Origin of the sequence: Methanosarcina siciliae T4/M, from assembly GCF_000970085.1 — an archaeon.
Lineage (GTDB): Archaea > Halobacteriota > Methanosarcinia > Methanosarcinales > Methanosarcinaceae > Methanosarcina > Methanosarcina siciliae.
In genome coordinates this window covers 4,526,704-4,551,300 of record NZ_CP009506.1, presented here as the reverse complement: position 1 = coordinate 4,551,300, position 24,597 = coordinate 4,526,704, and the positions used below count along the sequence as shown (strand labels likewise).

Below are 24,597 nucleotides of genomic sequence, written 5' to 3'. Positions count from 1 at the left end.
GGAAACCACGGGCCTGGGCTTCGAATTTATTCTTCCGGCTTCTGTTCTTCCGGAGAGTTTTCGCCTTGCCAGTTTCCGTCGGCGTTCTTTTCTTTCAGTCTCTTCTGGTGCTTTTTATAAATAAAAAAGCCTACAGCGCCGAGCAGGATCAGCAACCCGAGCTTATAAGAGAATAAACCCGATTCATTACTTTCCTCCTGCATTTTGGAACCTACCGGAAGAGTGACCGGGGAGACATAAAGGGAAAACACCTTTTCCTCAACCTGCCTCATTCCATCGCTCGAGGTATAGCTGATCTCAAATTTTATAGGGAGGTTCTCGCCAATAGTTCTGGGTTCCAGATTGAAATCCGCAATCGTAAAGTCTCCTTTTTGCAGGTTCCCCAAAACTGCTGAATTACTGCCTCCGTCCGTTACGGTCCAGTTTTCCTGGAGGGGGACAGAGATTTTTACCGAGTTTGCACCGTTGTTCCCTATATTTGAAACCGAAAACGTATAAGCTCCTGTGGGGCTCCTTTCCATGAAAGCAATATCAAAATCCGTGGTACCTCCGATGTAGATTCCCGCCTTACTTTCTATCGTCTTACGCTTCTGGTTTTCAACATATCCAGCTTCCGTAATTGTCTGGAGCTCTTCGATGTCATCATAGGTAAGTACCATATCCAGCTTGTACAGGCCTGGCTTTGTGTTTACGTTGGTCAGAACCTCAAAACTGACATTGGCAGTTTCTCCTACATCAATAAGGTTAATATGCTTGACATTGCTGGAACCAACAGGCAGGATCAGGTCGTTTGTACATTCCCAGGAGAACATTGAGTTTTTCAGGGGTGAATTCCCTACATTTTTTATGCCGAAACTAAGGGTGGTTTTTTCTCCGGGAATCAGCTTTTCGACACTGATATATTCGATTTCGGCGTTTGACTCGCTGTTGATATCGATCGTGAGTTCCCTGTTAAGGGATATTTTATTTTTGCTATCTGTTGAGTAGAGATAGACTTTGAGGGGATATTGGCCTTCATTGACGTCATTTTCAACTCTGACTTTAAACTTGACGACTCTTCTGCGTTCATCTTCGGAACGTTTTCCCAGAGTGCCTATATTTTCTGTAAGCCCTTCTCCAGAAAGAGCTCTGAAGGGATATTCAGGCTCTATTTTCAGATAACAGTCCTCTATATCATTATACCCTGAATTCTCGATCGCAACCCGTACTTCAAGCACGTCCCCAGGATTTACGGGATCAGGGTCCTGGTTGAGCAGGTCAATACTTATACCTTTATCAAGGCTATTATTCAAATCAAGAGTGCTTGCAGCAAAGACAGTTCCGCTGCACAAAGAAAGACCTATCAGAACCACACAAATAAAAATTACAAAATTTTTAATCCCCATTTTGGATACCTCAATTTATTCCTTCAGTTGTCTATTCCCTGAATTCTGCCACCAATTTTCCCCCGAAAGTCCACCCCCTATCTTCACAGGATCAGGTTTCAGGACTGACCTGTTCTTCGTTCGGATAATCCCTTATCATTTCTCCATCCTTGAGCTGGATGTGCCGGCTGGCATATCCTGCAAGCTGCATGTCATGGGTGACTATAACTACTGTTTTACCTTTCTCTTTCCAGAGCCTGTAAAGAATTGAGATCACTTCATTTCCGGTAATGCTGTCAAGAGCTCCGGTCGGTTCATCAGCGAGGATGATCTCAGGGTCACAGGCCAGGGCTCTTGCAATAGAAACTCTCTGTTGCTGCCCTCCTGAAAGCTGGGTGGGTTTGTTCTGCATCTTATCGGAAAGCCCTACAAGGTCAAGCAGTTCCTTTGCCTTCTTCTCCGCAACATTATCCGTAATCTCCTGGATCTCCAGGGGCAGGAGCACGTTCTCCAGAGCCGTCATTCCAGGGATCAGGTTGTACTGCTGGAATACGAAACCGATAGTTCTGCCTCTGAGGGCTGCCAGATCCGATTCCTGAAGACGGGCTATATCCCGGCCTTTAAGAAATATTTTCCCCTGTGAAGGGATATCCAGACAGCCCACAAGGTTCATCATCGTGGACTTACCACTTCCCGATGGGCCGATTATTGCGGCAAATTCTCCCTTTCCAAGTTTCACGCTTACATTTTTCAAAGCATTGACCCGAATTTCTCCCATATGATAGGTTTTCCAGACATTCTTAAAATCAATAAGTATATTTTCCATATGTTCTCCTGAAAGGCTCGCCTGATGTCTAATTGTAAACCTAAAAAAAATTTCATTTTAGTGTCCTTCTAGTCGGCACCTTGTTTTATATTGTAATATGAAAAATTATCTGAAATTTAGAACGAAAGTAAATCTTACAGCAAGTTCAAATTACAATATTTCCGGAGAAGTCCAGGCTAAATGAAAATCCTGTTCTTACTTCAAACATTTCCCTGTATAGACTCTGCAATTTTCAGCAATTCGTCTTTTTCGATGTAGGCCAGGATTTTCAGTTCAATGTTCCCTATTTTCCAGCTTAACCGCTTCGTTCCCCTCTCAGGATCCCCCGGCTCTTCAAAATATTTCCCTGTTTTTCCGTTGATGGTGATATCTTCGGCCTCTTCCGGAAGTGATTCCCTGAGCTCTCCTTGGTGCACGGTTTCCGTAAGTACCAGGGGTTTTTCTTCTTCCCAATTAACATATGTCAGGGTGACAATTTCGTAAATCTGCCCGTTAGGTGCTGCTTCTCCCTTATTCCTTGACATTGAATGGCTGAAGGCATAGCCTTCGGGCAGATATTCCGGGACAAGGGGTTCAAAACCGGCATGCTCTTCGATTTCTTCTATGGGGACTTCCCCCGGTTTTTCAAAATCCCCTGTGGGCGTTACCGGGGCCGATTCCACGGTTATTACTTCTACCCCTTGGGGGATCTCAAATTCAAATTCGGAGTCCGGAATCCCGGTATTGATTTTCAGGTCGAAGATCTCGGTTTTCTGAACAAGGTTTCCTTTACTGTCATATGTTTCGCACCTGAGAGGCATCCATACTTCTTTATCTACCCAGATTTTTGTCGGACCTGGGGATAGCTCTTCATCTTCATCTTCATTCTCGTCATCATTTTCATCTTCAGTTGCATCTCCATCTCCCAATTTCGGGACTGCCTCAAGCAGGTAAGCGGGCCTCCCGAAAACTTCCTCTTCTCCCAGCAACGTGACATCTGTCTGATTAAGGAAATACTCTATGCAGCTCATGTAGTCGAATTTTGTCTGTTCTTCATACTCCGAGAGTTTTACTTTTGAAACCGTGTTTGTCCCGGGTGTGTAACTCCAGCTGAATTTCCCATCCGAGACCGTAAGCTGTTCACTGTCTCCCCCTCCAATATTTTTTGAACGGGTTTTCATCATCCCCGGCTTTTTATACATAATCTCTATCTGGCCTTCCCACTGGTCTTCCCATATCTCTGCTCCGGCGCAGGAGGTGATGTACATGGTGTAAGAGTAATCTTCAATATCAGCATCTTTCTCCTGCATCTGTTCCGCGATATCTTCTACATCGATTTCCTGGTCCTGGCATCCGGAAACAAAAATAGTCAGAGTTATGAGAAGCATTATGATCAGTGATTTTTTGCCTGTCATTTTCTTCGTCACCTGAATTTTATGATTTTTTTCCTAACTTCCTTATTTTTCAGGGCGTTTTTCAGGCATTTTTCCGTATTGATTCCGCAATTTTCAACAACTCGGCTTTTTCCAGGGAAGCGGTAAGACTCAGGTCAGTATTCCCTAACTCCCATCGCAGGGTCTTCATATCCCCGAAGGAAAGGTATTTTCCATCCTCCCCGTTAATGGTAATGTCTTCGGCAGAATCCATGACCGCAGCATCCGGAGCCTGCCCTTCGTATACTGTTTCCGTAAGAATTATGCCTTCATCTCCCTTTTCGTAAGTCAGGATGACCGTTTCGGCAGCCTGTCCTTCAGGGGCTATTTCACTGGTGTTGTAGGCTGTAGCATGGCTGAACTCGTAACCTTCCTGCAGGTACTCTGGGATCAGTACTTCAAACCCGACACGCCCCTCAGCTTCTTCGAGGCTTAACTCTTCAGGGAGTTCGACCTCTCCGGGGTCCATGGTCTTTACAGTCGCCCCCTCAGGGATTTTAAACTCAAACTCGGAGGCCGGAATCCCGGTGTTTACTTTCAGATCCCGGATTTCTACTTTTGAAAGCAGGGTCTCGTTGCTGTCGTACATTTCGTATCCGAGGAACATCCAGGTTTCTTTGTCCACCCGGACTATCATGCTGTATGCAGGGGTATCTCCTCCCGTCTCTTTCGGAGTAGCTTCCAGCAGATAGGATTCTCTTCCTTCAATCTCTTCTGTTTCCAGAAGGGATACGTTCGTATCGTTGAGGGTAATTCCTATAATGGAGAGATAGTCATCCTCGGTCAATTCCGGGGTTTCGGGGATCTTTGTCTTCATGACCGTGTTTGTCCCCGGGGCATAGGTCCATCTGAATTCCCCATCCGAGAGCACGAGCGTTTCTTCTTCCCCTCCTGGCTCTTCAATGAAGTTCTTTATCATGTGTGGTTTTTTGTAAATCGTCTTAAATTCGTTTTCTGCAACCTTTTCCCCGATGTAGTAGGTCATGTGCATTGTGTACGAATAATCTTCAATGCTGTTCTGCTTCTCCAGCATCCGGGCTGCAATCTCTTCGGCACTTGGTTCTTCTTCCGTGCAGCCCGATGCGAAAAGAGCCAGAATTACGAGGGTCAGCAGGAATAGCCTTTTCTTTGTTGCCATATTCTTCACCTTTTTCCGGCTTCAACTGATATTTAACGAGGTTTTCAGGCAGTTTCCTGCAAGGACTCAGCAATTCTCAACACTTCATCTTTTTCCAGGGCAGTGGTAAGGATCAGGTCTATATCCCCTATCTCCCATCTCAGGATTTTCAAGTCCCCGAAGGCAAGGTATTTCCCGTCTATCCCGTTAATGGTAACGTTTTCGGCATAATTTGTGATTGCAGCTTCCGAGTCTTCCGGGATCTCCTTTTCGTATACGGTTTCCGAAAGGAAAATGATATCTCCCTTCTCGTTTTCGTATCTCAGGATGACCGTCTCCAGGGTCTGCTCTTCAGGGACTGTCAAGCTTTCTTTGGAGACCATCGAATAGTTGAAAGCATACCCTTCGGGGAGGTATTCCGGGACCAGGAATTCAAATCCCGCAGTTTCTCTTGCTTCTTCGAGAGTTATTTCTTCGGGAAGTTCAAATGAGTCAAGGTCCACAGTCTTTACGGTTGCCCCTTCCGGCACCTCGAATACAAATTCAGAGTCCGGGATGTCTGTATTTATTTCCAGGTCGTGGATTTCGGTTTTCTGAGCAGGGTTTCCTTTACTGTCATATATTTCACACCTGAGAGGCATCCAGGTTTCTTTGTCCACCCAGAGTTTCATCCCATCTGTAAACCGGAAACCCTCTTCCTCATCTTTCGGGCTGGTCTCAAGCAGGTATGCGGGCCTACCGTCTATTTCCTCCATACCAAGCAAGGAGACATCCGTTTCGTTCAGCAAATCGCTAATAAGTCCTACGTAATCTGTTTCCCCCTGTGTTGAGGTTTCCGGCATTTCCATTTTCGTGACCGTATTTGTTTTCGGGACATAGGTCCACATAAATTCTCCATCCGAAGCCACAATGGTGCCGGCTTCTTCTTCAGGTTTTAGTGTAACCGCTTTCATCTTATCTGGTTTCTTTTTCAAGAACTGGATCTCACTTTCCTGTGTCTGATTCCCGATGTATAAGGTGATTTGCATCGTATACGAATAATCCTGAATGTTGGCATCTTTTTCCTGCATCTGTTCTGCTATTTCTTCCGCACTGAGTTCTTCTGTACAGCCCGACACAAAAAGGACCAGAGTTACGAGAGCCAGCAGGAATAGAATTTTCTTTGTTGTCATATTCCTCACCTTTTTCCGGCTTCAACTGATATTTAACGAGGTTTTTCAGGTATTCTCCCGTACGGACTCCGCAATTCTCAGCATTTCGTCTTTTTCCAGGGAAGAGGTAAGGCTCAGGTAAATATCCCCTATCTCCCACCTCAGGATCTTCATGTCCCCAAAGGCAAGGTATTTTCCGTCTCTTCCGTTAATGTCAATGTCTTCTGCAGAGTCCATGATTGCAGCATCCGGGGCCTGGCTTTCATATACGGTTTCCGAAAGGTAAATGCTATCTTCCTCCTCGTTTTCGTATGTTAGGGAAACAGTCTCGGAGGCCTGCCCTTCAGGAGCTATCCAGCTGTTGTTGGAGACCGTCGAATAGTTAAAGGTATACCCTTCGGGGATGTATTCCGGGACCAGGATTTCAAATCCCGCAGATTCTCTGGCTTCTTCAAGGGTCATCTCTTCCGGAAGTTCGAACGAGTCGAGGTCCACAGTCTTTACGGTTGCTCCTTCCGGCACCTCAAATACAAACTCGGAGTCCGGGATCTCTGTATTAATTTCCAGGTCATGGATCTCGAGTTCCATCACCAGGTCTCCATCGCTGTCATACATTTCATACCTGAGAGGCATCCAGGTCTCTTTATCTACCCAGATTTTCATCCCGTCTGCAAGCTTGAATCCTTCTTCCCCCTCTTTTGGGCTGGTCTCAAGCAGGTATGTGGGCCTTCCGTCGATTTCCTTCACACCAACCAGGGAAACATCTGTTTCGTTCAGGAATTCGTCAATAATTTCGGCGTAATCTATCTCCCCCAATATCGGAGTCTCTGGCATTTCCATTTTCATGACCGTATTTGTTTTCGGGTCATAGGTCCAGATAAATTCTCCATCCGAAACCACAATGGTGCCGGCTTCTTCTTCAGGTTCTATTGAAATGGTTTTTGATTTGTTCGGTTTCTTTTGAAGGACCTGGACCTCACTTTCCTGTGTCTGATTTCCAAGGTGTGAAGTCATTTGCATCGTATACGAGTAATCCTGAATGCTGTCTTCTTTTTCCTGCATCTGTTCTGCGATTTCTTCCGCACTGAGTTCCTCGGTACAGCCCGATACAAAAAGGACCGGAACCAGCAGGACCAGTAATACCAGTAATATAAGTGCTGTAAATGTTTTCCTGGTTGTCATTTTTTCACCTCTCTATTTCCCGGATTTTTTCCGAATTCTCCGGTTTCTATCGCTACCCTTTCTGGGATCTGAATTCTTTTTCCTGGATATTATATTCAAACAATAAGTTCAAATGTGCGAAAAACGCACATGAAATGAGTTCAAGTGTGTACTGTACATGAGTAATCTTTGATATGGCTCTCTCTTGCCGTATATGTTCCATGATTAAGCTTCATTTCTTTTGCGAAGTCCCGAAGGCGTCCGATTCATTCCCTTTACTTTTCGCAATATCCTCATTCTCCTTCGTGTTCTTACCAGATCTTCATTCAATGTTTTGTTAAAACTTCCACCTGACGGAAGGAATGCAAGTAAACATCTAAATGTTGACTACTTATATCTTTCTCTTTCCGGAATTTTTTTGGAGCTTCTTTAAGAATATTTTTTGCAATTGGGGGAATCCTGCAGTTTTCTCAAGAACTGTTCGATGATCTGGCCATAAAATATATATGCCTGGTTTATACTTACTTCAAATCCGAGTATTCATCATCTATTATAAAACTAAATATTATAACTAGATATTATAAAATAAAATATGATGATTAAATGAATTGTTGATGCGAAACCCGCGAACAATTCAAAAAAAACATTAAGTCCTGTTTTTTCAGGACTATCTGTCCCAACGGATGAAAAATTTCTCCAATTACTCGGTTCCAAAATCTTTCGCAGAAAAATTTCTCCAATCTGTCCTGTTCACCTTTAGCATGAAAGTGTTCTGGCATGAAGGTACTTTATTCACTTTCATTTTTTGTTTTTCCGGGATCCGGGGTCCCGGTTGAGACCGGGGCAGTACTCTCCTCCGGAACTACGATTGAGGAATATGAATTTGAAGAACTTAATCCTGATAATGTTACAACGGAATGTAATGATACGTATTTCTTCAGTAGCAGGGAGGCTGCTCAGGAAGAGCTTGAGAGACTCAAGCAGAGGTCTGCGGAGATCAGCGAGATTTTCCGTCCTGAATTCGGGGAGCTTGCAGGTCTCGGAAACCAGCGCATGAAACTCCATACCGAGGCCGTTTCAGTGCTCTCCCAGCACATGGGAGAGTATCAGAACTATTTATTCTTCCAACCCATGGTTACGGAATTCGAACATAAGGCCCACCAACTCTGTGCTGAAAAAGGCTATGAAAACGGAACTTCTTCAAACGAAAGGCTTTCTACATACATTTAAATCTTTTTTATGGATATATAACTGTCTTCATAAAAACAGTAAAGTCTTCAGGCATACACTACTTCTCTCGTGATATTGTCTTTTAGCCGGGGCTTGATCGAGGATTCGATAACCAGGTCAACTTCCCTTTTGAAAAGGTCTTCAAGATAGAATTTGAGATCCATGTAATTATCAAAAGTGATTTTTGTTTCATCAAATTCTACAAGTACGTCAATATCGCTTCCGGCTTTTTCTTCCCCTCCGGCAAAAGACCCGGATATGCTTATCCTTTTGACCCCGAATTTTTCTTTGATCAAAATTTCGTGTTCCTTCAGAATTTGAAGCACGTTCATAATTATTAGTTGGTTCCAAAGTTATATTTGTTGTTGCATCTTTTATTGAGTTTATCGATCCTGATCTCATAAAATTTGGACTTTTCATTAACCTGAGATATAAATACCATCTGCTAAAAAATAGGAGAGAATCGCCAGATTTTTTACCGAACGGTATAAAACCCCGGGAAATAAGGAAAATTAATGAAAAAACCAGGAAGAGAAAACGATGTATTACGCAACATTCAAATCCCCAATCGGTTCCATACTTCTTGCAGGAGACGAAGAAGGGCTGAAATATGTAAACTTCATGAAAGGCAAAAAGAAAATGGAAGTTCCGGATGACTGGCAGGAAAACAAAGAGTTTTTCAGGAATGTTTCAGGGCAGCTCGAAGCTTATTTTGCAGGGCAACTCAAATCCTTTGACGTAAAGCTGGCGCCTGAAGGCACGGAGTTCCAGAAATCCGTCTGGAAAGTCCTTAAAGAAATACCTTACGGGGAGACCAGGACTTACGGGGAGATTGCAAAAAACATTGGAAATCCGAAGGCTTCCCGGGCTGTGGGACTTGCAAATAACCGGAACCCGATTGCAATAATCGTACCCTGTCACAGGGTCATCGGAGCAAACGGGAAACTTACCGGCTATGCGAGCGGGCTGGATATCAAGGAATTTTTATTGAAACTTGAAGGCAGTTGCTGAAAACTTTTTTTATTGTATTACTACAATGTATTACAAATAAGAAACGAATTAATACTCTCAACATCTATTATGTTGTAGTGTAACAGTCTAAAAGGCAAATAAGTTATACAAAGTAAGAAATACAAAAAGGCAAAGAATGCCAGAAAGGCAAAAGGATGGCGAATGATGCTCAAGGAAGTATAATTTTTCCAGCACTTTAAGGCGACCGGTGATACTCTGGACAAGGCGATAGTTGTTGAAAATTTGTCTAAAAAATATGGTGATTTCGAAGCTGTGAGAAATATCTCTTTCAGTGTCAAAAAAGGGACCATATTCGGACTTCTGGGCCCAAACGGGGCAGGGAAATCCACTACCATTAAGATTCTTACCTGTCAGTCTTCTCCTACTTCAGGTGCTGCATATATTAAGGGATTAAACACTCTGGTGGATGCAACAGAGATAAAAAGGAAAATCGGAGTCGTTTTCGAGTCTCAGAATCTGTACGAAGATTTATCGGTTTATGAAAACCTCAACTTTTTCCGCCAGCTGTACGGCTCTCCAAAAGAAAAAATAAGTGAGGTATTGGCGGTCACAGGAATGGCAGAGTATGAGAAAAACAAAATAAAAACTTTCTCAAAAGGTATGAAGCAGAAGATAATTATTTCTAGAGCTCTGCTAAACGATCCCGATATTTTGTTTCTGGATGAACCCGGGAGTGGGTTGGATCCGCATTCGGCAAGGGAAATCAGGAAAACGATTCTTGATCTTAAAAATAGGGGTAAAACGATCCTTCTTACAACACATAACATGGAGGAAGCGGATTTTTTATGTGATTGTCTGGCTATCATACATAAAGGCTCCATAATAGCTATGGATACACCCGGGAATCTGAAAAAGAAGTATGGAGAAGATGTTCTCAGGATTGAGACCGTAGCTGGAGATATTTTCGAATCACCACTGAATACGCAGGCAAGCAGTGATGTGTTTAAAAAACTCTCGGATGATGGTCAAGTATTCCTTGTACATTCAAAAGAGGCTACAATTGAAGATGTTTTTATAAAACTAACCGGGGAGAGGTTGACTGATGAATCTTAATGTTATTCTGGCTATTTTCAGGAAGGACTTAATATCCTCGGTTAAAAGCAAAAACATATTGATAATATTACTAACTCCGGTCTTTTTGTCGATCCTGTTTAACTCAACGGTTTCCCTTACTGATAACATCGTGGTCCCCATTGCAGTGTATGACGGAGGTTCCAGTACTGATTTTGTTGAGTATCTCAGCTCTACAGGCAGTTATGACATAATAGTTCCAGGCTCCGCCGATAAAGCCGAAGAACTGCTTTACACTGAAAAAGTTGCGGCTATGGTGCTTGTTCCGGAAGGCTTCAGTACCGATCTTGAAAATAGCTTCACTCCTTCCCTTAATATTACGGTCAACCCTTATGATGCAAAATCGGTTGTATTTTTACAAACTTACAAAGACGTAATTATGGATTTTGCAGGACAGGATTATCCGGTAGATATTTCATTAAATAATCTCCCTTCGGACTTGCAGTCCCGGGTTAACGTCCCAATCTGGGTTATGTTTTCAGTAATTTTTGTTGGGATGATGGTTTTGCCCAATACGCTGACTACCGAGAAAGAGAAAAAAACCCTTGATGCAATACTTGTATCCCCGGCTTCAGTAAAAGATGTGATTTACGGCAAGTCCTTTTTTGGTTTATTTCTGGCAATATTCATATCTCTGCTTATAATTTTTATTAATGGTGGGTTCGCTGGTAACTTCCCTGTGGTCCTGTTTTTCATAGTCCTTGGTTCTACAGCGTTCACAGGCCTCGGGCTTCTTATTGCCAGCCATACCGACAATTATTCTTCGGCCTCTCTTCTTTCCACTATTTGCATGGCACCTCTGATTTTACCGGCCCTGCTGGCTGATTTATCCAGAGAAATGAGGTATGCATCGTATCTCGTACCGAGCACCTATGTGCTTAACGGCATAAAAGGTGCTATGTTGAATGATTCCGGGGTCTCTGATCTGTATCCTGAGCTTGGAGTTCTTGTTCTATTTAATCTGGTGGTGTACGCGCTGGCATCTCATGTTCTCAAAAACAGGAGGCATATATAACTTTCAGTCAGGTTTTACAGAAAGTTTTTGTAATACCTGCTTGAAATGCCGGCTTTGTCAGCTTTTCTTTATTTATATAATCTTTAAAAGAAAAGAATAGATTATCATTATAGAAAACTTGAAGAAAACAATTTGAAATAAGAAAATCATACAGAATCTATTTCAGTTCTCCGGAAAACCTGTTTAATTCTCTTTGAATACTGTTAATTTTTTCCAATTGCTCGCTTTGAATACTGTTAATTTTTCTCAATTCATATACCATTTTCAAAAACAGCAATGGTATTATAAGGTAAAATATTACCACAAGAGTGACCATTATTACTTCAGTAGTTCCTATTATCATTACAAATTCCCTTACTTTACTATGATTTTAATCTTATTTATCACTTTGTAAAAATGTTAATCTATCGGAGAAACCAGTATGGAGTTCAAAGACAAGATCGAGAGTATTATCAAAGAAGCAGCCGCAAATCCCGGCACTGAAACCCGATATCGTGAACCTCTTGTTGGCTATGCTGCAGCTGACGACCCTATTTTTGATGAAATGAAAGAAATCATAGGTTCTCACCACCTGCATCCGAAAGAGGTCTTTCCCGGGGTAAAAACCGTGGTATCCTTTTTCCTGCCGTTTGACAAAAAACTTGTGGAACTGAACTGGCGGTCTTCAGGCCCGATAAAGGAATGGATCCGGGCCAAGAGCGAGACTGACAATCTGATAGGGAAAATCAACGAAAAACTGAAGGCTGCGCTGGCAGAAGAGGGTATAGAGGCAGTTGTGCCCGGCGTTGTTTTTGATTATAATTGTAAAGGCTTTGACGTTGCCTGGTCCCACAAGAGCGCTGCTTATGCTGCAGGTCTGGGCACTTTGGGGGTTAACCGGATGCTTATCACAAAAGCCGGGTGTGCAGGCCGCTTCGGGACTCTTCTGATCTCGGCTGTAATTCCTCCGACTCCGCGCCCGACCGAAGAGTTCTGCCGCTACAAAAAGGGAGAAAAATGCCTTGTCTGTGTGGACAGGTGCCCGGCCGGTGCTCTCAGTATAAGAGGACTTGATAAAGAGAAGTGTTACAGGCAGCTTCAGGAAAACGCCAGGGCATTTCCCGAACTTAATCTGTTTGCCTGCGGGAAATGTGCAACCGGGCCCTGTGCGTTGAGATCTCGCTGAAAAGTTTTTCTAAGGAACTGGATAATTGGACGACTAAATCGATACAGAATTAATCTCTGGATTGGTTGTCAGCTGTGGCCATTAAAAACTTTTGTGAAACTGACTTATGGATGAAAAGACGAGTTCAAATTGAATAATATGTCTGTCAAAGTAGAAACATATAGGGTAATACTTATACTTAGTTTAATTTCTAACTTTTAGAAGTAGGTAGTAACTGGGCCTCCTTCTATATACCGAGTATCGATTTTACTTAAAAATAAGTTCCGGTAGTGGGGGTGGGTCATTGATCAAATCTGAAAAAACGAATACATACTCCATGTTTGAAATAAATATGGAGAGATTTGGAGACTCTTGGTTTTCAGTAACTCATCCCCACTACCCAAGTTTCTTATTATGCAAAAATCCCTTTCTCTATCCAATTTTCCGGAAATTATGTGAGTATTTTTTTTTCTCAACTTTTAAAAATCCGTGAAATTTCATAAAGTTTATATTTTGAGTTATGAAATGTTTATACTGTATGTATTCTTTACTTTCAGTGCACTTACTATGCTTATATAACTCAATAGATCAGCTTTTATCATAATAATTCATTATTATTATAGGGATAAAAATTAAAAAAATTTATATAATACTGATTAGAAGGATCCGTATAATTTCGATAACTTAAGGAAATATTATATATAGTTTTATTCTATGTATCATAAGATTTTAAGAAAGGAGGATTAATGTGTCAAAAGAGGAAATCTTGAGTAGGGTGTTAGATATCTTGGAGCTATTTAAGCCTGATATGTCTGAATTCAATAATCGACTCAAGTTCCAAAAGATTATTTATTTGTTGCAATCTTCAGGTCTATCTTTGGGTTATGCTTTTAATTGGTATGTTCGGGGGCCATATTCTCCTGACTTAGCTCAGTCTCTATTTAGTATCGATGATTCGATTTTTCAAAAAAGTAAAGAAATCAGATTTAAAGACCATGAAACCATAGTCCAAAAATTAAATGAATTTAGAGGAAAGTTGGGGCCAAAATTTGATGATGTAGAATATTTAGAAGTGTTAGCTTCGATGCATTATATATGGAAGGTTACATTCGATGGGAACGTGGACAAACAAAAATTAAGAGAAAGGTTGTTACTTGCGAAGCCAAGTCTATATGATTTTAGTAATATAAATCAACTTATTGATAATGCCTATGATGATTTAACAAATTATAACTGAAAGTGGTATCATTGGCCCCCGACGAAATTGATTTTCACAAAAGTATTTATGACAATGTTCATGGCTTCATAAAATTGACAAAATTGGAGTGCGAAGTTGTCAATTCTCTTTTTTTTCAGAGGTTAAGGAATGTTAGGCAATTAGGTTTAATGGACTATGTATTTCCTGGTGCTTTACACAATCGATTCAATCACTCTTTAGGGGTACTTCATATTGCCGATAAGATGATTGCGAGTCTTCAGGATAATAATTCTTTAATTGGAAAACGCAAAGTGATTAGAATGGCTGCATTATTACATGATATTGGCCATTATCCTTTGTCACATCTTATTGAAGGGGTAGTCCTAGAAGATGCAAGGTCAAAGATAAAACCAACGGACTCCTATACTACTGATATTTCGCTGGATACTGATGAAGACGATAAAATAGATTTGAACTATCATGATATCCATAAGCTAAATTTTGATCTCCATACTACGAGAAATCCCTCTGGTGATTTTGCTCACCATGAAAGGATAACTTCTTTAGTGATATTGAAAACTGAAATTTATTCTATATTACAGACAGAATTTTCTGATGATGAGATTAAAGAGATAGTTCAAATCATAGCGGGTACGTACCCAGGCCCTGAAAAGTTAATAATTCATTCTGAATTAGATGCTGATAGATTTGACTATTTATTAAGGGATTCAAAACATACTGGAGTAATATATGGTCTGTTTGATCTTGACCAGCTTATAAGATCTCTTAAATTATACAAGCGTGAAGATAATCCGATAGTTGTTGATGCCAAAAGTCGAAAGGCAGCAGAACATTACCTCATGTGCAGGTATTTTCTCTATAGTACGGTCATATACCACAAAACAACAGTTAGTTTTGAGATAATTATACAAAAAATATACAAAGGTTTGATGGAAAGGTCACTTGTCTATTCATATTTTAAACTTATTGACTTTTTTAAAGATCCCATCTCATCTAAAAAGTTTCTAGACTTCGATGACTCCTATTTTTTTAACATATTGAAAAAAGTATATGATAAGGATATTGAATTGGAAGATGATGAAAAATACGAAATAAGGAAGGATTTACTACTAGATTTCATTACAAGAGTTTTGGAAAGAAAACCATTAAAAATGGTAGTAGAGTATCAGCAATTAATTGAAAGGAATAAATCGATCCAAGAGCCTCCTTTTGAGCTTGCTGTAATCGACAAAATCATTCGAGACACGCAAATTGAGCGGGATTGGTATATCACTTATAAAAAAAATGTGTCAGTCACTTCAATTCATCCCTACAGGTCGCTAAGTGAGAAAACAATACCAGAAGCTGAACAGTATGAAACTATCAAAATTATAGAAACTGGGAAAGAAGATATAAAGTATTTAGTTGAAGATTCAAGTTCAGTTATAAGTGTGCTTAGCAAATTTAAGTTGAGCATTATGCGGGTATATACTAAAGACTTCTCGTACAAAGAAAAAATAAATGCGGCTATTCATGATTATGACTTGGAAAGAGAAAAGCATGGTTTGTAAATGTTGAAGTTATATTTCATTCTTTGGTGTTTAGTAAGATAACTATCTACTAATAAATTATATCCATATTTCTCACTGTAATGCAGGATCTTTTTTTCTTACAGTCTCACTTTAATCCCTTTTTGAATAATCATTCAAATCCACATCACTTTCAGTTTCTTCATAGTTCCTTTACACTTGCTTCAATATTCCTTTGAATGCCCATTAAAACTTATCATAATGCGAGAGTTGCCCAGCTAGGTCAAGGGCTTCCACATTCAAAGCTTTTCTCCTGTGAACAGGTTAGATTTTTTTTCTCAGTCGATTCTTTTTGACCGTGCAGGCCCCCTGAGCTTTTCCCTCTATATAAAAGTACATTTTTCTCCTTTGTACAGAATTATTTCAAAGTCCAAGTGTAATTAAATAATATAAGTTGGAAAACAATTCATACTTTATAGTTTAAAGGCTGAATTAAAACTGGGAAGTAATATGTCTGTCATCACACTTACCACCGATTTTGGAGACCTGTATCCTGCATCCATGAAAGCCGTAATCCTTGGAATTAATTCCGAAGTACGGATAGTTGATATCACTCATTCCATCCGGCAGGCAGGAATCAGGGAAGGAGCTTTTGCTCTCTATTCCCTTGTCCCGTATTTCCCGGCTAAAAGCGTGCATGTGGGAGTTGTCGATCCCGGCGTTGGGACTTTCCGCCGGGCCCTTGCCGTAAAAGCCGGCAGTGAAGGAGAAGAACAGTTTTTCGTTGGTCCTGACAACGGGCTTCTGATCCCTGCCGCCCGCAGGCTGGGGGAGATGGAAGTGTACGAGATCACAAATAAGGAATTGACGCTTAAATCGGCGGTTTCGGCAACCTTTCACGGCAGAGATATTTTCGCACCCGTGGGAGCCCGGCTTTCAAAAGGTCTGCCAATAGAGCTTGTCGGACATACAATCTCGGATTTTGTGGACCTCGATTTCGGAAATTTCGGAATTGACGGACCTTTCCTTGTAGGGGAAGTCATTTTTGCGGATAGTTTTGGAAACGTGATAACGAATATTCCGGATGATGCCGTTTTGAAATTCTGCACCTTTGACTCGAATGTCGAGGTAAATGGGAGGAAAGTTCCCTTTGTCCGGACTTACGGTTTTGTCGGGCAGGAAGAGGTACTTGCTCTTATAGGCAGCCACGGCTTTCTCGAAATTGCGATAAACAAAGGAAACGCAGCTCTGAAGTTCGGGCTTAAAAGCGGAGACCAGGTAGTGATTAAGGTTTTGTGATCGGTAGAATTCGAACTGTCAGTCTTATAACTAGTACCGTGAAAGCCCAAACGTTGAACATACATTTTAGTGACTACCATCAGATGATATTGTTTTGATCTAAATTGATGATCCATAATTAAGTTTTCATGGTACTAGTAGTGTTATTATTGTCCTGAATTAATTATTCGAACTTATCATGCAAACGAACATTTTATATAATTATTTGAATACAAACTATCTGTTCATATGAAATTAGCTGATTTTAAAACGTACAAACTGGAATTATTTTTCTTTTCTATTCTGGTTATTCTGAGTTACGCTCTTTTTTCCGGAAATGATTCCGGGGCCGGGACCGAAAGTATGAATAACTACTTCTGGGTCCCCTCTGCGGTGATGCAGTCGATAGCTGCAGTCTATGCCGTGTTTATCGCCATTTTTGCGCTGTCCCTCCAGAGGAACCTTGACAGCATCCATTCGATTGCAAACCAGCTGAAGCCTCCTCTGAAAATCGTTTCTTACACGGCTGTCGGGAGCATATATCTCAACGGGTTGATGCTGATCATTTTCAGCCTCCATACCCCTTCGGGATTGAAGATAGAGCTCATGCTTTTTACTTCCCTGCTTTCGTTAGTAGCCTCCCTCATTGCCATCGTTTATCTGTCCATGGAGATGTTAAGCGATGTTTCCGGGCTGAAGACCTCCTCCGAAAAATATGCTCACCTCTCACACCTCCTTCTGGAGCTTGAGAGCTCTGATTCCTCAGGACAAATGGAGCTCAGCTCCGGGGATATGGAGCTCTGCGTCCAGGCCCTTGAAGACGAAAAACCTGAGGTCAGAATAGCTGCGATCCAGCTTCTTGGCCAGCTGGGGAGTGAACAGGCAGCAGATTCGCTCCTGCAAAAACTAACCGACAAAAATCCCCGGGTCAGGGAAGTTGCAGTTGAAGCTCTCGGCCGGGTCGGGGATGAAAATACTGTAGTGGAACTAATCGGATGCCTTGAGGACAAAGATAAAAGACTCAGGCTGCAGGCAGTCAGGGCTCTTTCCAGGCTCGGGGACGAAAGGGTAGTTGATCCCCTCATCAAAAGGCTTGAGGACAAAGCCCCCGAAGTCCAGGCCGCTGCAACCGAAGCTCTCGGAAACCTGGGAAGCCGAAATGCGGTGGATGCCCTTCTCAAAAAACTGGAAGAAACTCAAACGAAAGGCACTCCCACAGAACTTCATATACAGGTCCTGACAGCTCTCGGGAAAATCGGGGATGAAAAAGCTCTGGATGCCATTCTCCCCGGCCTGGATTCTCCCTACCCGGGAGTTCGGAAACATTCCGCATATGCGCTTGGAAATCTGGGGGATGAAAAGGCAGTTCCCCACCTGATCAAAATGCTGGCTGATATCAGTCCTGAAGTCCGAAACGCTTCCGCATACGCACTCGGAAACCTCGGGGATAGGCGGGCGTTCACTCCTCTTCTCCGGATGCTCGAAGAACCCGACCCCGAACTCCGGATCACTGCCGTATATGCACTCGGAAACCTCCGGGCTCCTCAAGCCATAGATCCGCTTATCAATATGCTGGAAGACGACAACCCCTGGGTCCGAAAATGTGCCGCCGAAGCTCTCGGAAAAAGCGGAGATAAAAGAGCGATCGAAGTCCTTGTCAATAAACTGAATGACATAGACCCGGAAGTCAGGAGAATTGCAGCCGGAGCTCTGGGAATAAGTTCAGAATATCGGGATTAAAGGTAAAGTTGCAAGGCTCACAAATAAAAACTGTGTTCCTTGCATCTTTCCGAATATTTCACTAAATATTTATACAGCTTCATCTCAAAAATTTGAGCGCAAGTTATTCGGGACATTGAACTAAAGATGGAGCTAAATTCTTTTGGCAGATGAGAAGTCGAAATCTCCGTTTGAAGTTTTAAATGATGTTTCTACGGAGAAAGATGTACTTGGATTCCGTCCTTACGTCGAAGCTATCGCAGAATTTCTTACCGCCGAGGGTACACGCCCTCCAATCACTCTTTCTATTGAGGGTGAGTGGGGGTGTGGTAAATCTTCTTTCATGAAACAATTGGAAAAAGAAATCCGCAAAAAAATGAGTCAGGGAAAGAGACAAAATATTTTACTGGATGGTTTAATTCTTGGAAATACGATAAAGAAGATGAATTATGGGCTTCTTTTGCGCTTAATTTTATGGATAAGCTGTCGGAACAGCTTTCATGGAAACGCCTGCAACTTTCAAGGCTTAAATTGTTTTATCTGAGATATAAACTTAGATTGAAAAGTAAATTTTTAATCCTTGTCCACTTCTTCTGGAGTATTCTTTCCTTTATACTTATTTTTTCGTTTTTGTTTCTGATTATTACTTATGTCTTGAGTTATCTGGGAATGCCATTACCATACTTTATAAATGAAAAATTAGTCAAAAACTTCACTAATATTGTTTTGATCTTAACTCCGCTTGTGGGTCTCATGAACTATTTTTCTACCGAAAAGTGGTTCATAGATGTGTTTAGAGACCCTTTTGGTCTGAAAAAACTTGAATCAAATACGAATTACAAGGAACACCTCTCTTTTAGAGAGCACTTTCATTCCGACTTCAATGAAATAATCAAGTCCTATGTCGGAGATTCGAAAGTCTATGTTTTTATCGATGACCTTGACCGCTGAGAAGTTCCAAAAGCAGCAGAACTCATGCAGGCAATTAACCTCATGATCTCTGATGACTCAAAAGTTTATTTTTCTCTGGGAATGGATAGAAAAGTTATCTCTGCAGGACTCGCGGCTAAAAATGAAAAAGTTGTCGGGTACTTAGACGTCGAAGGGATTGAATTCGGGTATGAATTTATTGAAAAATTCATCCAGCTTCCTTTTAAAATGCCTCGTATACACGCCGATCCCTAATTTTTTTGCGTTGTCGGGCAGCCTGAAGATCTCTTCTCTTGAGGGTTCTTTTCCGGTTTCTTTCCAGTATTCACAGAACTTGCAGCGCATATTGCATTTGGCATTTACGCCGTGAGAGAGGACAAAAGGACGCTTTTTGATTCTTATCTGCCAGAGGGCTTTTGAAGCAAGGATAGGGTCGAATCGGGACATGGCAATCGCGTTTTGTTTTTTACAAACAGGGCTCTCGGAAAGAGCCAGATGGGAATCTCTAAAGGATGATGTCAGACTTCAGAATAATCTGGAATTCCTTCAAGGAATTCTTCCAAAAGGAAAGCTATATGTGGTGTAAGTACGACATCTTTCAGTTATGAAAAACGGTAATACTTTAAATTGGGAGGATTTGGGGCTCTCATAAAGAGCCCCTACTTTGTTTCCGCTTCGTTCAATTTATTTCAATGCTCAAGGAAGAGTCCAAGAAATCATTTTTCACACGGTGATGTTTCTGGGTTTGTGGAGTTGACATCGATTTTCAATGTCTTCCATATAGCTCTTGATGCGGTATGCTCCGCATTTTTCAGGCGGAGATAAACTTATATTTTTCAGGATGCTATTGGAAGACATAAGCTTAACTTTTGCTCCATCATTTAACAGGAGATTAATGTAAGTTAAACTGGACGACATCTTTACTTCCAACCTCTATTTATCTGAGTCACTTGATATAAATATAACAAAAATGGTAACAAGTTTGAACTTTATAGATAACATTGAATTATACTAATTTTTTAGAGTATGAATTGTCCAGGTTTGCGGAGAGTGCAGAGGCTATACAAACGTGCAAACCTACTGCTTCAATGAACTACCAGTTCTCCTGTCTGGTCAACTCCTTCAAAGACAGCAGACGATGGAGTAATCGGAGGCTGGACCCGTTCGGTAGCTGTCGCCGATGGGCTCGTTTATTCGGGAAGCGAAGATGAAGGGTATTTCGTCTAGGAACACCTTTATGCTCTGGATGCCTTCACAGGTGGTGTCGTCTGGTATGTTCCTTATGCCGGTTCATCTCCTGTACTAAAAGGTCAGGGGTCCTTTCCTGAATGCTTTGAGTTTCACAGGCTCTTCAGGCATTACCATAAGTGTTGACGATGTTGAGTTCAGCGGCTTTGGAATTACCAGGACCGAAGATTTGAGATGCGGTATGATCAGACAGTTTTTTGGTTTAAGGATTTTTGGACATTTAAAGGAAGCAGAACGTGGCTGGATTTTGTTATTTCTGCATTTTATTCTTACGGATTTTTTGGATCCCAGGGTCAGCCGGTTTTGAAGTATTTGGCTTTAAAATTCTGGTGATCAAGCAGAAACTAACAGTATTTAATAATCCGGAAAAATGTTGAATGAAAAACACGGTTCATGAAAATTGAAAATGAGCTCTAAGTAAAAGGTAATTCTGTACCTCGTCTGGATTTTTGCTGAAGGGATGCCTTACTTCCAGTTCATATAATACGGATTTCTGTAATCAAGCTGTGTAAAAAAAGTAAGTGCTTTTTCTATCTAATTTTTTGAAGACCTCCTATGTTTTTATGGGGTTGCCGGTTGGTCCGAGCGGAAGACTCTGATCTCATTTCAAGTTTAGTAAATAAAGGCAGATCAGGTTTCGGACCTTTTGAAACATCAGACCAACCGGATTTTTTGAAGGTTTATTGGAAGTATGTTTAAAAATATTTAAATGGGAGAATACAGCCTTATTCAGCTGCTTCCGCCCAGAAGGTTATTGTCCCTTTTTTGTTCCCTGAACCGGCATAATCAGCCGGAACCTTTAGAGCTACTGAAGTGTTTTCCTGACTGTTCTTTCCTACTACTTTCCAGTAATTATTCCATAGCTGAGAGTCCAGCATCAGTCCCTGGCTGAAAAGCTGATCTCCAGCAGAGGAGTCGCTGACTACGGCTGTAACATTTACGTCGCAGCTCCCTATGTTTTTGAGGGTTAGATACTGGAGTTCACTGGTTTTTCCAGGATACAGTTCCCCGAAATTCAGGGCTGAAGGAGAGACCTCAAGAGAAATCACCGGAACAATGGTTACATTCAGGGACACACTTGATGACCCGTTCTGGCTCCCTGAAGAAGCTTCCTCAACCTTTATACAATCCGCAAGCTCGTTGTTTGTCTCGTCCGATTCGGCTATTACATCCCCCGCATCTGCACTTACCGTAACGCTGTAATACCCGGCAGCAACCGGCTTCCATGAGAAATTGACAGCAGCGCTACTGCCCGATACAATCCCTGATACAGCATGGGTGTCCACAACCGCTCCATTTACGGAAAGAGTTGCATTAAAGGCTCCGGCATCGCCTGCGCCGGTGTTGCTGATGGTGGCACCGATGTTGCAGGAGGTGTTTGCAGTAATACTGGAAGACGGGCTGATGGATGAAACAATGAGATCAGGCCGGTCTTCTGGTGTAGTCGACGAGTCGGTTACCGTGATATATTCGGCCTTTACTTCCGAGTCACCTCCCGCTGCACTGGATACTGTTAGGTTGACAGTATAATTTCCTGAAGTCGTGTAGGTAAATGAAGGATTCTGTTCAGTACTGTCAATCGAACCGTCATTATCAAAGTCCCAGGCCCATGAAGTAGGCGTACCTGTAGACTGGTCCGTGAAGTTGACAGTGAGAGGTACAGTGCCATTAGTTACGTCAGCATTGAAAGCAGCAACGGGTTCTGTAGGTGTAGAAGATTCGGATGCAGTAATATAGTCAGTCTTCACCTCTGAATCGTTTCCCTCTGCATTGGCAACCGTGAGGTTGACAGTGTAAGTACCGGCTGAAGTATAGGTATAGGAGGGGTTCTGTTCAGTACTGTCAATCGAACCGTCATTATCAAAGTCCCAGGCCCATGAAGTAGGCGATTCAGTAGACTTGTCAGTAAAGTTGACAGTGAGTGGTACAGTGCCATTAGTTACGTCAGCATTGAAAGCAGCAACGGGTTCAGGTTCTTCAGGTGTGGAAGATTCGGATACTGTGATATAATCAGTCTTCACCTCTGAATCGCTTCCATCTTCATTCGTGACTGTTAGGTTTACGGTATAGCTACCTGCATCGGAATAAGTATGGCCAGGGTTCTGCTCGGTGGAGTCCACGTTTCCGTCGTTGTCAAAGTCCCATGCCCAGGCAGTAGGCGAGCCGGCAGACTCATCAGTGAACTGGACAGTCAGGGGGGAATCTCCGGAAGTGGGAGTCGCAGTGAAGTTGGCGACAGGCAGAGTTGAAGAACCCTGGACCTTAACACTTGATGCTTCAGTGACGGCATTTATGTTACTGCCTGAATCGTCATCCAGACGGTTGAAAGTAAGAGATATTTCACTTTCTCCCGGAGTTTCGGCCACAAAGGTGGCACTTGCCAGGAGAACGTTTTCATCACCAGCCTTAACAACGTCAGTAGTATCCACCGCTTTTACTTTTATCGAAGTATTGGGCATACTGGAGTTTTCCGAAAGGCCAACCCAGGAAGGATATTCCACATCCGTGAAATTTCCAACAGCCGGATTCTCGAGGGTGAGGTTAAAGTCATAGCCAGAAAGACCGTCTGGGAAATTATCCGCCCTGATCTCGAAGACCTGGGATTCGCCCGAAGAAAGAGTGGATTCCGCCGGAATAATCGAAACAATCGGGTTCTTGGAAGTCGTTCCGGAAGTCAGTTTTGCTTCCCGGACGGTGACAGAGATCGTATTTTCGGAATCATCATCCAACCGGTTAACGGATACGGTGAGATTTGCTTCCCCGGAAGCAAGGGATTCTACAGTTACCGTACCTAAAGAGACATCTGAATCTCCTGCATTTATCTTTTCTGTCAGATCAACAGCTTTGATCTGGACCGAATCCGCCGGAAGACTCGAACTGTTATTCAAGCTTACCCAGGAAGGAAACTCCACTCCCGTTATCCTGGCAACTGAAGGGTCACTTATGCTGAGAGTCAGGTTGTACCCCGAAAGCCCGGAAGGTGCTTGATCAAGATAGAAACTCAGATTTGCTACGGAGACGGTATCTGAAAAAACAGCCTCCTGGGGCTCAAAATAGAGTTCTTCACCGGCAGCCGTACACGCCCCAAGGCTGAACAACAGAAGGACTGCAAGACTTCTCAGTAAGTTTCCTGTAATCTTTTTTCTTGTTAGTTTCATGTTAAATCTTCCCATAAAATGCCTTTAATCTTCTCATTTTTTTGATCTTGAGTGAATTACCACAAAAACAACGAAAACTGATATCGAATAAATGAATCCGAACCCGGGAAGGGTACTGTTTCCTGTACTGTTCCCTGTTCCTGTACTGTTCCCTGTATCATTTTTACTTTCATCAGCCTCCTCATCAGAGTTTATGAGATTATCCTGTTTATCGGAAGTTTCGGAACTTGAGATTTCTACCTCCTTTTTTAAGGAGGAGTTTTCATCATCGGAGTTTTTCCTTTCCTCCGCGGTTTCATTAGGATCTTCCTGTATTACTGACGTGGAGCTACTGTCCGATTGACTCAGGGGGTCTGAAGTTTTGACACTATCTGAAGTTTTGACATTGTCATCAGCAGATGTATTTTCTTCCGAATCTCCATCATCTTCTTCCGAATCTCCGTCATCTTCTTTCGGATATTCCGCTCCTTCGAGGATGATCGTATTTTCAGAATCGTCATCCATTCTGTCTACTGTGACGGTGATTCCGGTAGATCCGCCTTCGAGCCCTTTTAAGGTAAGGACTGCAAGTTCTACATCTTCAGCCTCTTCATCTACGGCTTCCTGGATGTCGACTGCTTTTAACTTCACGGAGGAAGCAGGAAGCTCGGACACATCAGTCAAACTCGCCCACTCGGGAAAGTTAACGGCTTGTATTTCAGCGACATCGGGATCGTTCAGTTCCACGGTCAGATTATAACCAGAAAGTCCTTCAGGCAGGCTATCCGCACTCAGAGACAGCTCATAGATCTCTCCGGCCCCCAGGGAAATTTCCTTCGATGGCTCTATTATAAGAGAAGGAGAAGCTTCTGCAAGTCCGGTACAGATCAGGATAGAAAGAAGAATCGCAAAAGCTAAAACTATTGAAATTAAAACTCCGGGCCTTTTTTGCAAAGAATCACCACACTATAAATGTTTTTCAAATAAACGAAAGGAAAAAATAGTGGGAAATATGAGAAAATTTTTCTCAATTCC

General features: G+C 42.2%; 20 protein-coding genes and 1 pseudogene. 11 read left to right on the top strand and 10 right to left on the bottom strand.

The window, feature by feature from the left end:
• Positions 1–26: 26 nt before the first annotated feature.
• The 6 genes from MSSIT_RS19080 to MSSIT_RS19055 form a co-directional block, all read right to left on the bottom strand.
• Positions 27–1,385: a COG1361 S-layer family protein gene (locus MSSIT_RS19080; RefSeq protein WP_048174028.1), complete on the bottom strand. Its 1,359-nt coding sequence runs from the start codon at positions 1,383–1,385 to the stop codon at positions 27–29.
• Between the two features lie 91 nt (positions 1,386–1,476).
• Positions 1,477–2,190 (bottom strand): ABC transporter ATP-binding protein, encoded by a 714-nt coding sequence (locus tag MSSIT_RS19075; RefSeq protein ID WP_048174027.1) that lies wholly within the window; start codon positions 2,188–2,190, stop codon positions 1,477–1,479.
• A 200-nt stretch (positions 2,191–2,390) separates the two neighbouring features.
• Positions 2,391–3,584 carry a DUF4367 domain-containing protein gene (locus MSSIT_RS19070; RefSeq protein WP_048174026.1) on the bottom strand — a complete coding sequence of 398 codons (1,194 nt, stop codon included), beginning with the start codon at positions 3,582–3,584 and terminating at the stop codon, positions 2,391–2,393.
• A 61-nt stretch (positions 3,585–3,645) separates the two neighbouring features.
• Positions 3,646–4,740, bottom strand: a complete 1,095-nt coding sequence (locus MSSIT_RS19065) for a DUF4367 domain-containing protein (RefSeq protein WP_048174025.1) — start codon at positions 4,738–4,740, stop codon at positions 3,646–3,648.
• Positions 4,741–4,784: 44 nt separating this feature from the next.
• A complete protein-coding gene (locus tag MSSIT_RS19060; RefSeq protein WP_048174024.1) occupies positions 4,785–5,891 on the bottom strand; it encodes an outer membrane lipoprotein-sorting protein in 1,107 nt (368 codons plus the stop codon).
• Positions 5,892–5,936: 45 nt separating this feature from the next.
• On the bottom strand, positions 5,937–7,052 hold the full coding sequence (locus tag MSSIT_RS19055) for an outer membrane lipoprotein-sorting protein (RefSeq protein ID WP_048174023.1): 1,116 nt from the start codon (positions 7,050–7,052) through the stop codon (positions 5,937–5,939).
• Between the two features lie 756 nt (positions 7,053–7,808).
• Between MSSIT_RS19055 and MSSIT_RS19045 the strand changes: the two genes are divergently transcribed.
• Positions 7,809–8,261 carry a hypothetical protein gene (locus MSSIT_RS19045; RefSeq protein ID WP_048174021.1) on the top strand — a complete coding sequence of 151 codons (453 nt, stop codon included), beginning with the start codon at positions 7,809–7,811 and terminating at the stop codon, positions 8,259–8,261.
• A gap of 47 nt (positions 8,262–8,308) precedes the next feature.
• Here MSSIT_RS19045 and MSSIT_RS19040 read toward each other — a convergent pair whose 3' ends face one another.
• Complete coding sequence (locus MSSIT_RS19040) at positions 8,309–8,557, bottom strand: nucleotidyltransferase family protein (RefSeq protein WP_261788927.1); 249 nt, start codon at positions 8,555–8,557, stop codon at positions 8,309–8,311.
• Positions 8,558–8,801: 244 nt separating this feature from the next.
• On the opposite strand from MSSIT_RS19040, the gene MSSIT_RS19035 reads away from it, so the two are divergent.
• The 10 genes and pseudogenes from MSSIT_RS19035 to MSSIT_RS25415 all read left to right on the top strand — a co-directional run bounded on the left by MSSIT_RS19035 (position 8,802) and on the right by MSSIT_RS25415 (position 19,198).
• A complete protein-coding gene (locus MSSIT_RS19035; protein WP_048174019.1) occupies positions 8,802–9,272 on the top strand; it encodes a methylated-DNA--[protein]-cysteine S-methyltransferase in 471 nt (156 codons plus the stop codon).
• Between the two features lie 243 nt (positions 9,273–9,515).
• Positions 9,516–10,346, top strand: coding sequence for an ABC transporter ATP-binding protein (locus tag MSSIT_RS19030; RefSeq protein WP_231590044.1), 831 nt, complete (start codon positions 9,516–9,518; stop codon positions 10,344–10,346).
• On the top strand, positions 10,336–11,379 hold the full coding sequence (locus MSSIT_RS19025; RefSeq protein ID WP_048174017.1) for an ABC transporter permease: 1,044 nt from the start codon (positions 10,336–10,338) through the stop codon (positions 11,377–11,379). Before MSSIT_RS19030 ends, MSSIT_RS19025 begins: the two co-directional genes overlap by 11 nt.
• 421 nt (positions 11,380–11,800) lie before the next feature.
• Entirely contained in the window at positions 11,801–12,544 is a 744-nt protein-coding gene (locus MSSIT_RS19015; protein ID WP_048174015.1) for an epoxyqueuosine reductase, read from the top strand.
• A 727-nt stretch (positions 12,545–13,271) separates the two neighbouring features.
• Positions 13,272–13,760, top strand: a complete 489-nt coding sequence (locus MSSIT_RS19010) for a hypothetical protein (protein WP_048174014.1) — start codon at positions 13,272–13,274, stop codon at positions 13,758–13,760.
• Between the two features lie 74 nt (positions 13,761–13,834).
• Positions 13,835–15,292 carry an HD domain-containing protein gene (locus tag MSSIT_RS19005; protein ID WP_156158907.1) on the top strand — a complete coding sequence of 486 codons (1,458 nt, stop codon included), beginning with the start codon at positions 13,835–13,837 and terminating at the stop codon, positions 15,290–15,292.
• A 468-nt stretch (positions 15,293–15,760) separates the two neighbouring features.
• The gene (locus MSSIT_RS19000; protein WP_048174012.1) at positions 15,761–16,549 is read left to right on the top strand and encodes an SAM hydrolase/SAM-dependent halogenase family protein; all 789 of its coding nucleotides are present in this window, start codon (positions 15,761–15,763) and stop codon (positions 16,547–16,549) included.
• A 228-nt stretch (positions 16,550–16,777) separates the two neighbouring features.
• Positions 16,778–18,268, top strand: a complete 1,491-nt coding sequence (locus MSSIT_RS18995) for a sister chromatid cohesion protein PDS5 (RefSeq protein WP_048174011.1) — start codon at positions 16,778–16,780, stop codon at positions 18,266–18,268.
• Between the two features lie 142 nt (positions 18,269–18,410).
• Positions 18,411–18,611, top strand: a pseudogene (locus MSSIT_RS25580) (P-loop NTPase fold protein); the annotation flags it as partial.
• The gene (locus MSSIT_RS25415; RefSeq protein WP_148706010.1) at positions 18,581–19,198 is read left to right on the top strand and encodes a P-loop NTPase fold protein; all 618 of its coding nucleotides are present in this window, start codon (positions 18,581–18,583) and stop codon (positions 19,196–19,198) included. The pseudogene MSSIT_RS25580 and the gene MSSIT_RS25415, both read left to right, overlap by 31 nt.
• Before the next feature lie 141 nt (positions 19,199–19,339).
• On the opposite strand, the gene MSSIT_RS21450 is transcribed toward MSSIT_RS25415, so the two are convergent.
• The 3 genes from MSSIT_RS21450 to MSSIT_RS18975 all read right to left on the bottom strand — a co-directional run bounded on the left by MSSIT_RS21450 (position 19,340) and on the right by MSSIT_RS18975 (position 24,516).
• Entirely contained in the window at positions 19,340–19,624 is a 285-nt protein-coding gene (locus tag MSSIT_RS21450; RefSeq protein ID WP_052721726.1) for a hypothetical protein, read from the bottom strand.
• A gap of 1,526 nt (positions 19,625–21,150) precedes the next feature.
• Positions 21,151–23,583 (bottom strand): PKD domain-containing protein, encoded by a 2,433-nt coding sequence (locus MSSIT_RS25120; protein ID WP_048174009.1) that lies wholly within the window; start codon positions 23,581–23,583, stop codon positions 21,151–21,153.
• A 33-nt stretch (positions 23,584–23,616) separates the two neighbouring features.
• Positions 23,617–24,516, bottom strand: coding sequence for a hypothetical protein (locus MSSIT_RS18975; protein ID WP_048174008.1), 900 nt, complete (start codon positions 24,514–24,516; stop codon positions 23,617–23,619).
• Between the last annotated feature and the right edge of the window lie 81 nt (positions 24,517–24,597).

Excerpts from the sequence above, each read along its gene's own strand:
- MSSIT_RS18995 (WP_048174011.1), top strand. The coding sequence starts at position 16,778 with ATGAAATTAGCTGATTTTAAAACGTACAAACTGGAATTATTTTTCTTT.
- MSSIT_RS19075 (WP_048174027.1), bottom strand. The coding sequence starts at position 2,190 with ATGGAAAATATACTTATTGATTTTAAGAATGTCTGGAAAACCTATCAT.
- MSSIT_RS19045 (WP_048174021.1), top strand. The coding sequence starts at position 7,809 with ATGAAGGTACTTTATTCACTTTCATTTTTTGTTTTTCCGGGATCCGGG.
- MSSIT_RS19025 (WP_048174017.1), top strand. The coding sequence starts at position 10,336 with ATGAATCTTAATGTTATTCTGGCTATTTTCAGGAAGGACTTAATATCC.
- MSSIT_RS25120 (WP_048174009.1), bottom strand. The coding sequence starts at position 23,583 with ATGAAACTAACAAGAAAAAAGATTACAGGAAACTTACTGAGAAGTCTT.
- MSSIT_RS19070 (WP_048174026.1), bottom strand. The coding sequence starts at position 3,584 with ATGACAGGCAAAAAATCACTGATCATAATGCTTCTCATAACTCTGACT.
- MSSIT_RS21450 (WP_052721726.1), bottom strand. The coding sequence starts at position 19,624 with ATGTCCCGATTCGACCCTATCCTTGCTTCAAAAGCCCTCTGGCAGATA.
- MSSIT_RS19060 (WP_048174024.1), bottom strand. The coding sequence starts at position 5,891 with ATGACAACAAAGAAAATTCTATTCCTGCTGGCTCTCGTAACTCTGGTC.
- MSSIT_RS19065 (WP_048174025.1), bottom strand. The coding sequence starts at position 4,740 with ATGGCAACAAAGAAAAGGCTATTCCTGCTGACCCTCGTAATTCTGGCT.
- MSSIT_RS19000 (WP_048174012.1), top strand. The coding sequence starts at position 15,761 with ATGTCTGTCATCACACTTACCACCGATTTTGGAGACCTGTATCCTGCA.
- MSSIT_RS19080 (WP_048174028.1), bottom strand. The coding sequence starts at position 1,385 with ATGGGGATTAAAAATTTTGTAATTTTTATTTGTGTGGTTCTGATAGGT.
- MSSIT_RS19055 (WP_048174023.1), bottom strand. The coding sequence starts at position 7,052 with ATGACAACCAGGAAAACATTTACAGCACTTATATTACTGGTATTACTG.
- MSSIT_RS19015 (WP_048174015.1), top strand. The coding sequence starts at position 11,801 with ATGGAGTTCAAAGACAAGATCGAGAGTATTATCAAAGAAGCAGCCGCA.
- MSSIT_RS19035 (WP_048174019.1), top strand. The coding sequence starts at position 8,802 with ATGTATTACGCAACATTCAAATCCCCAATCGGTTCCATACTTCTTGCA.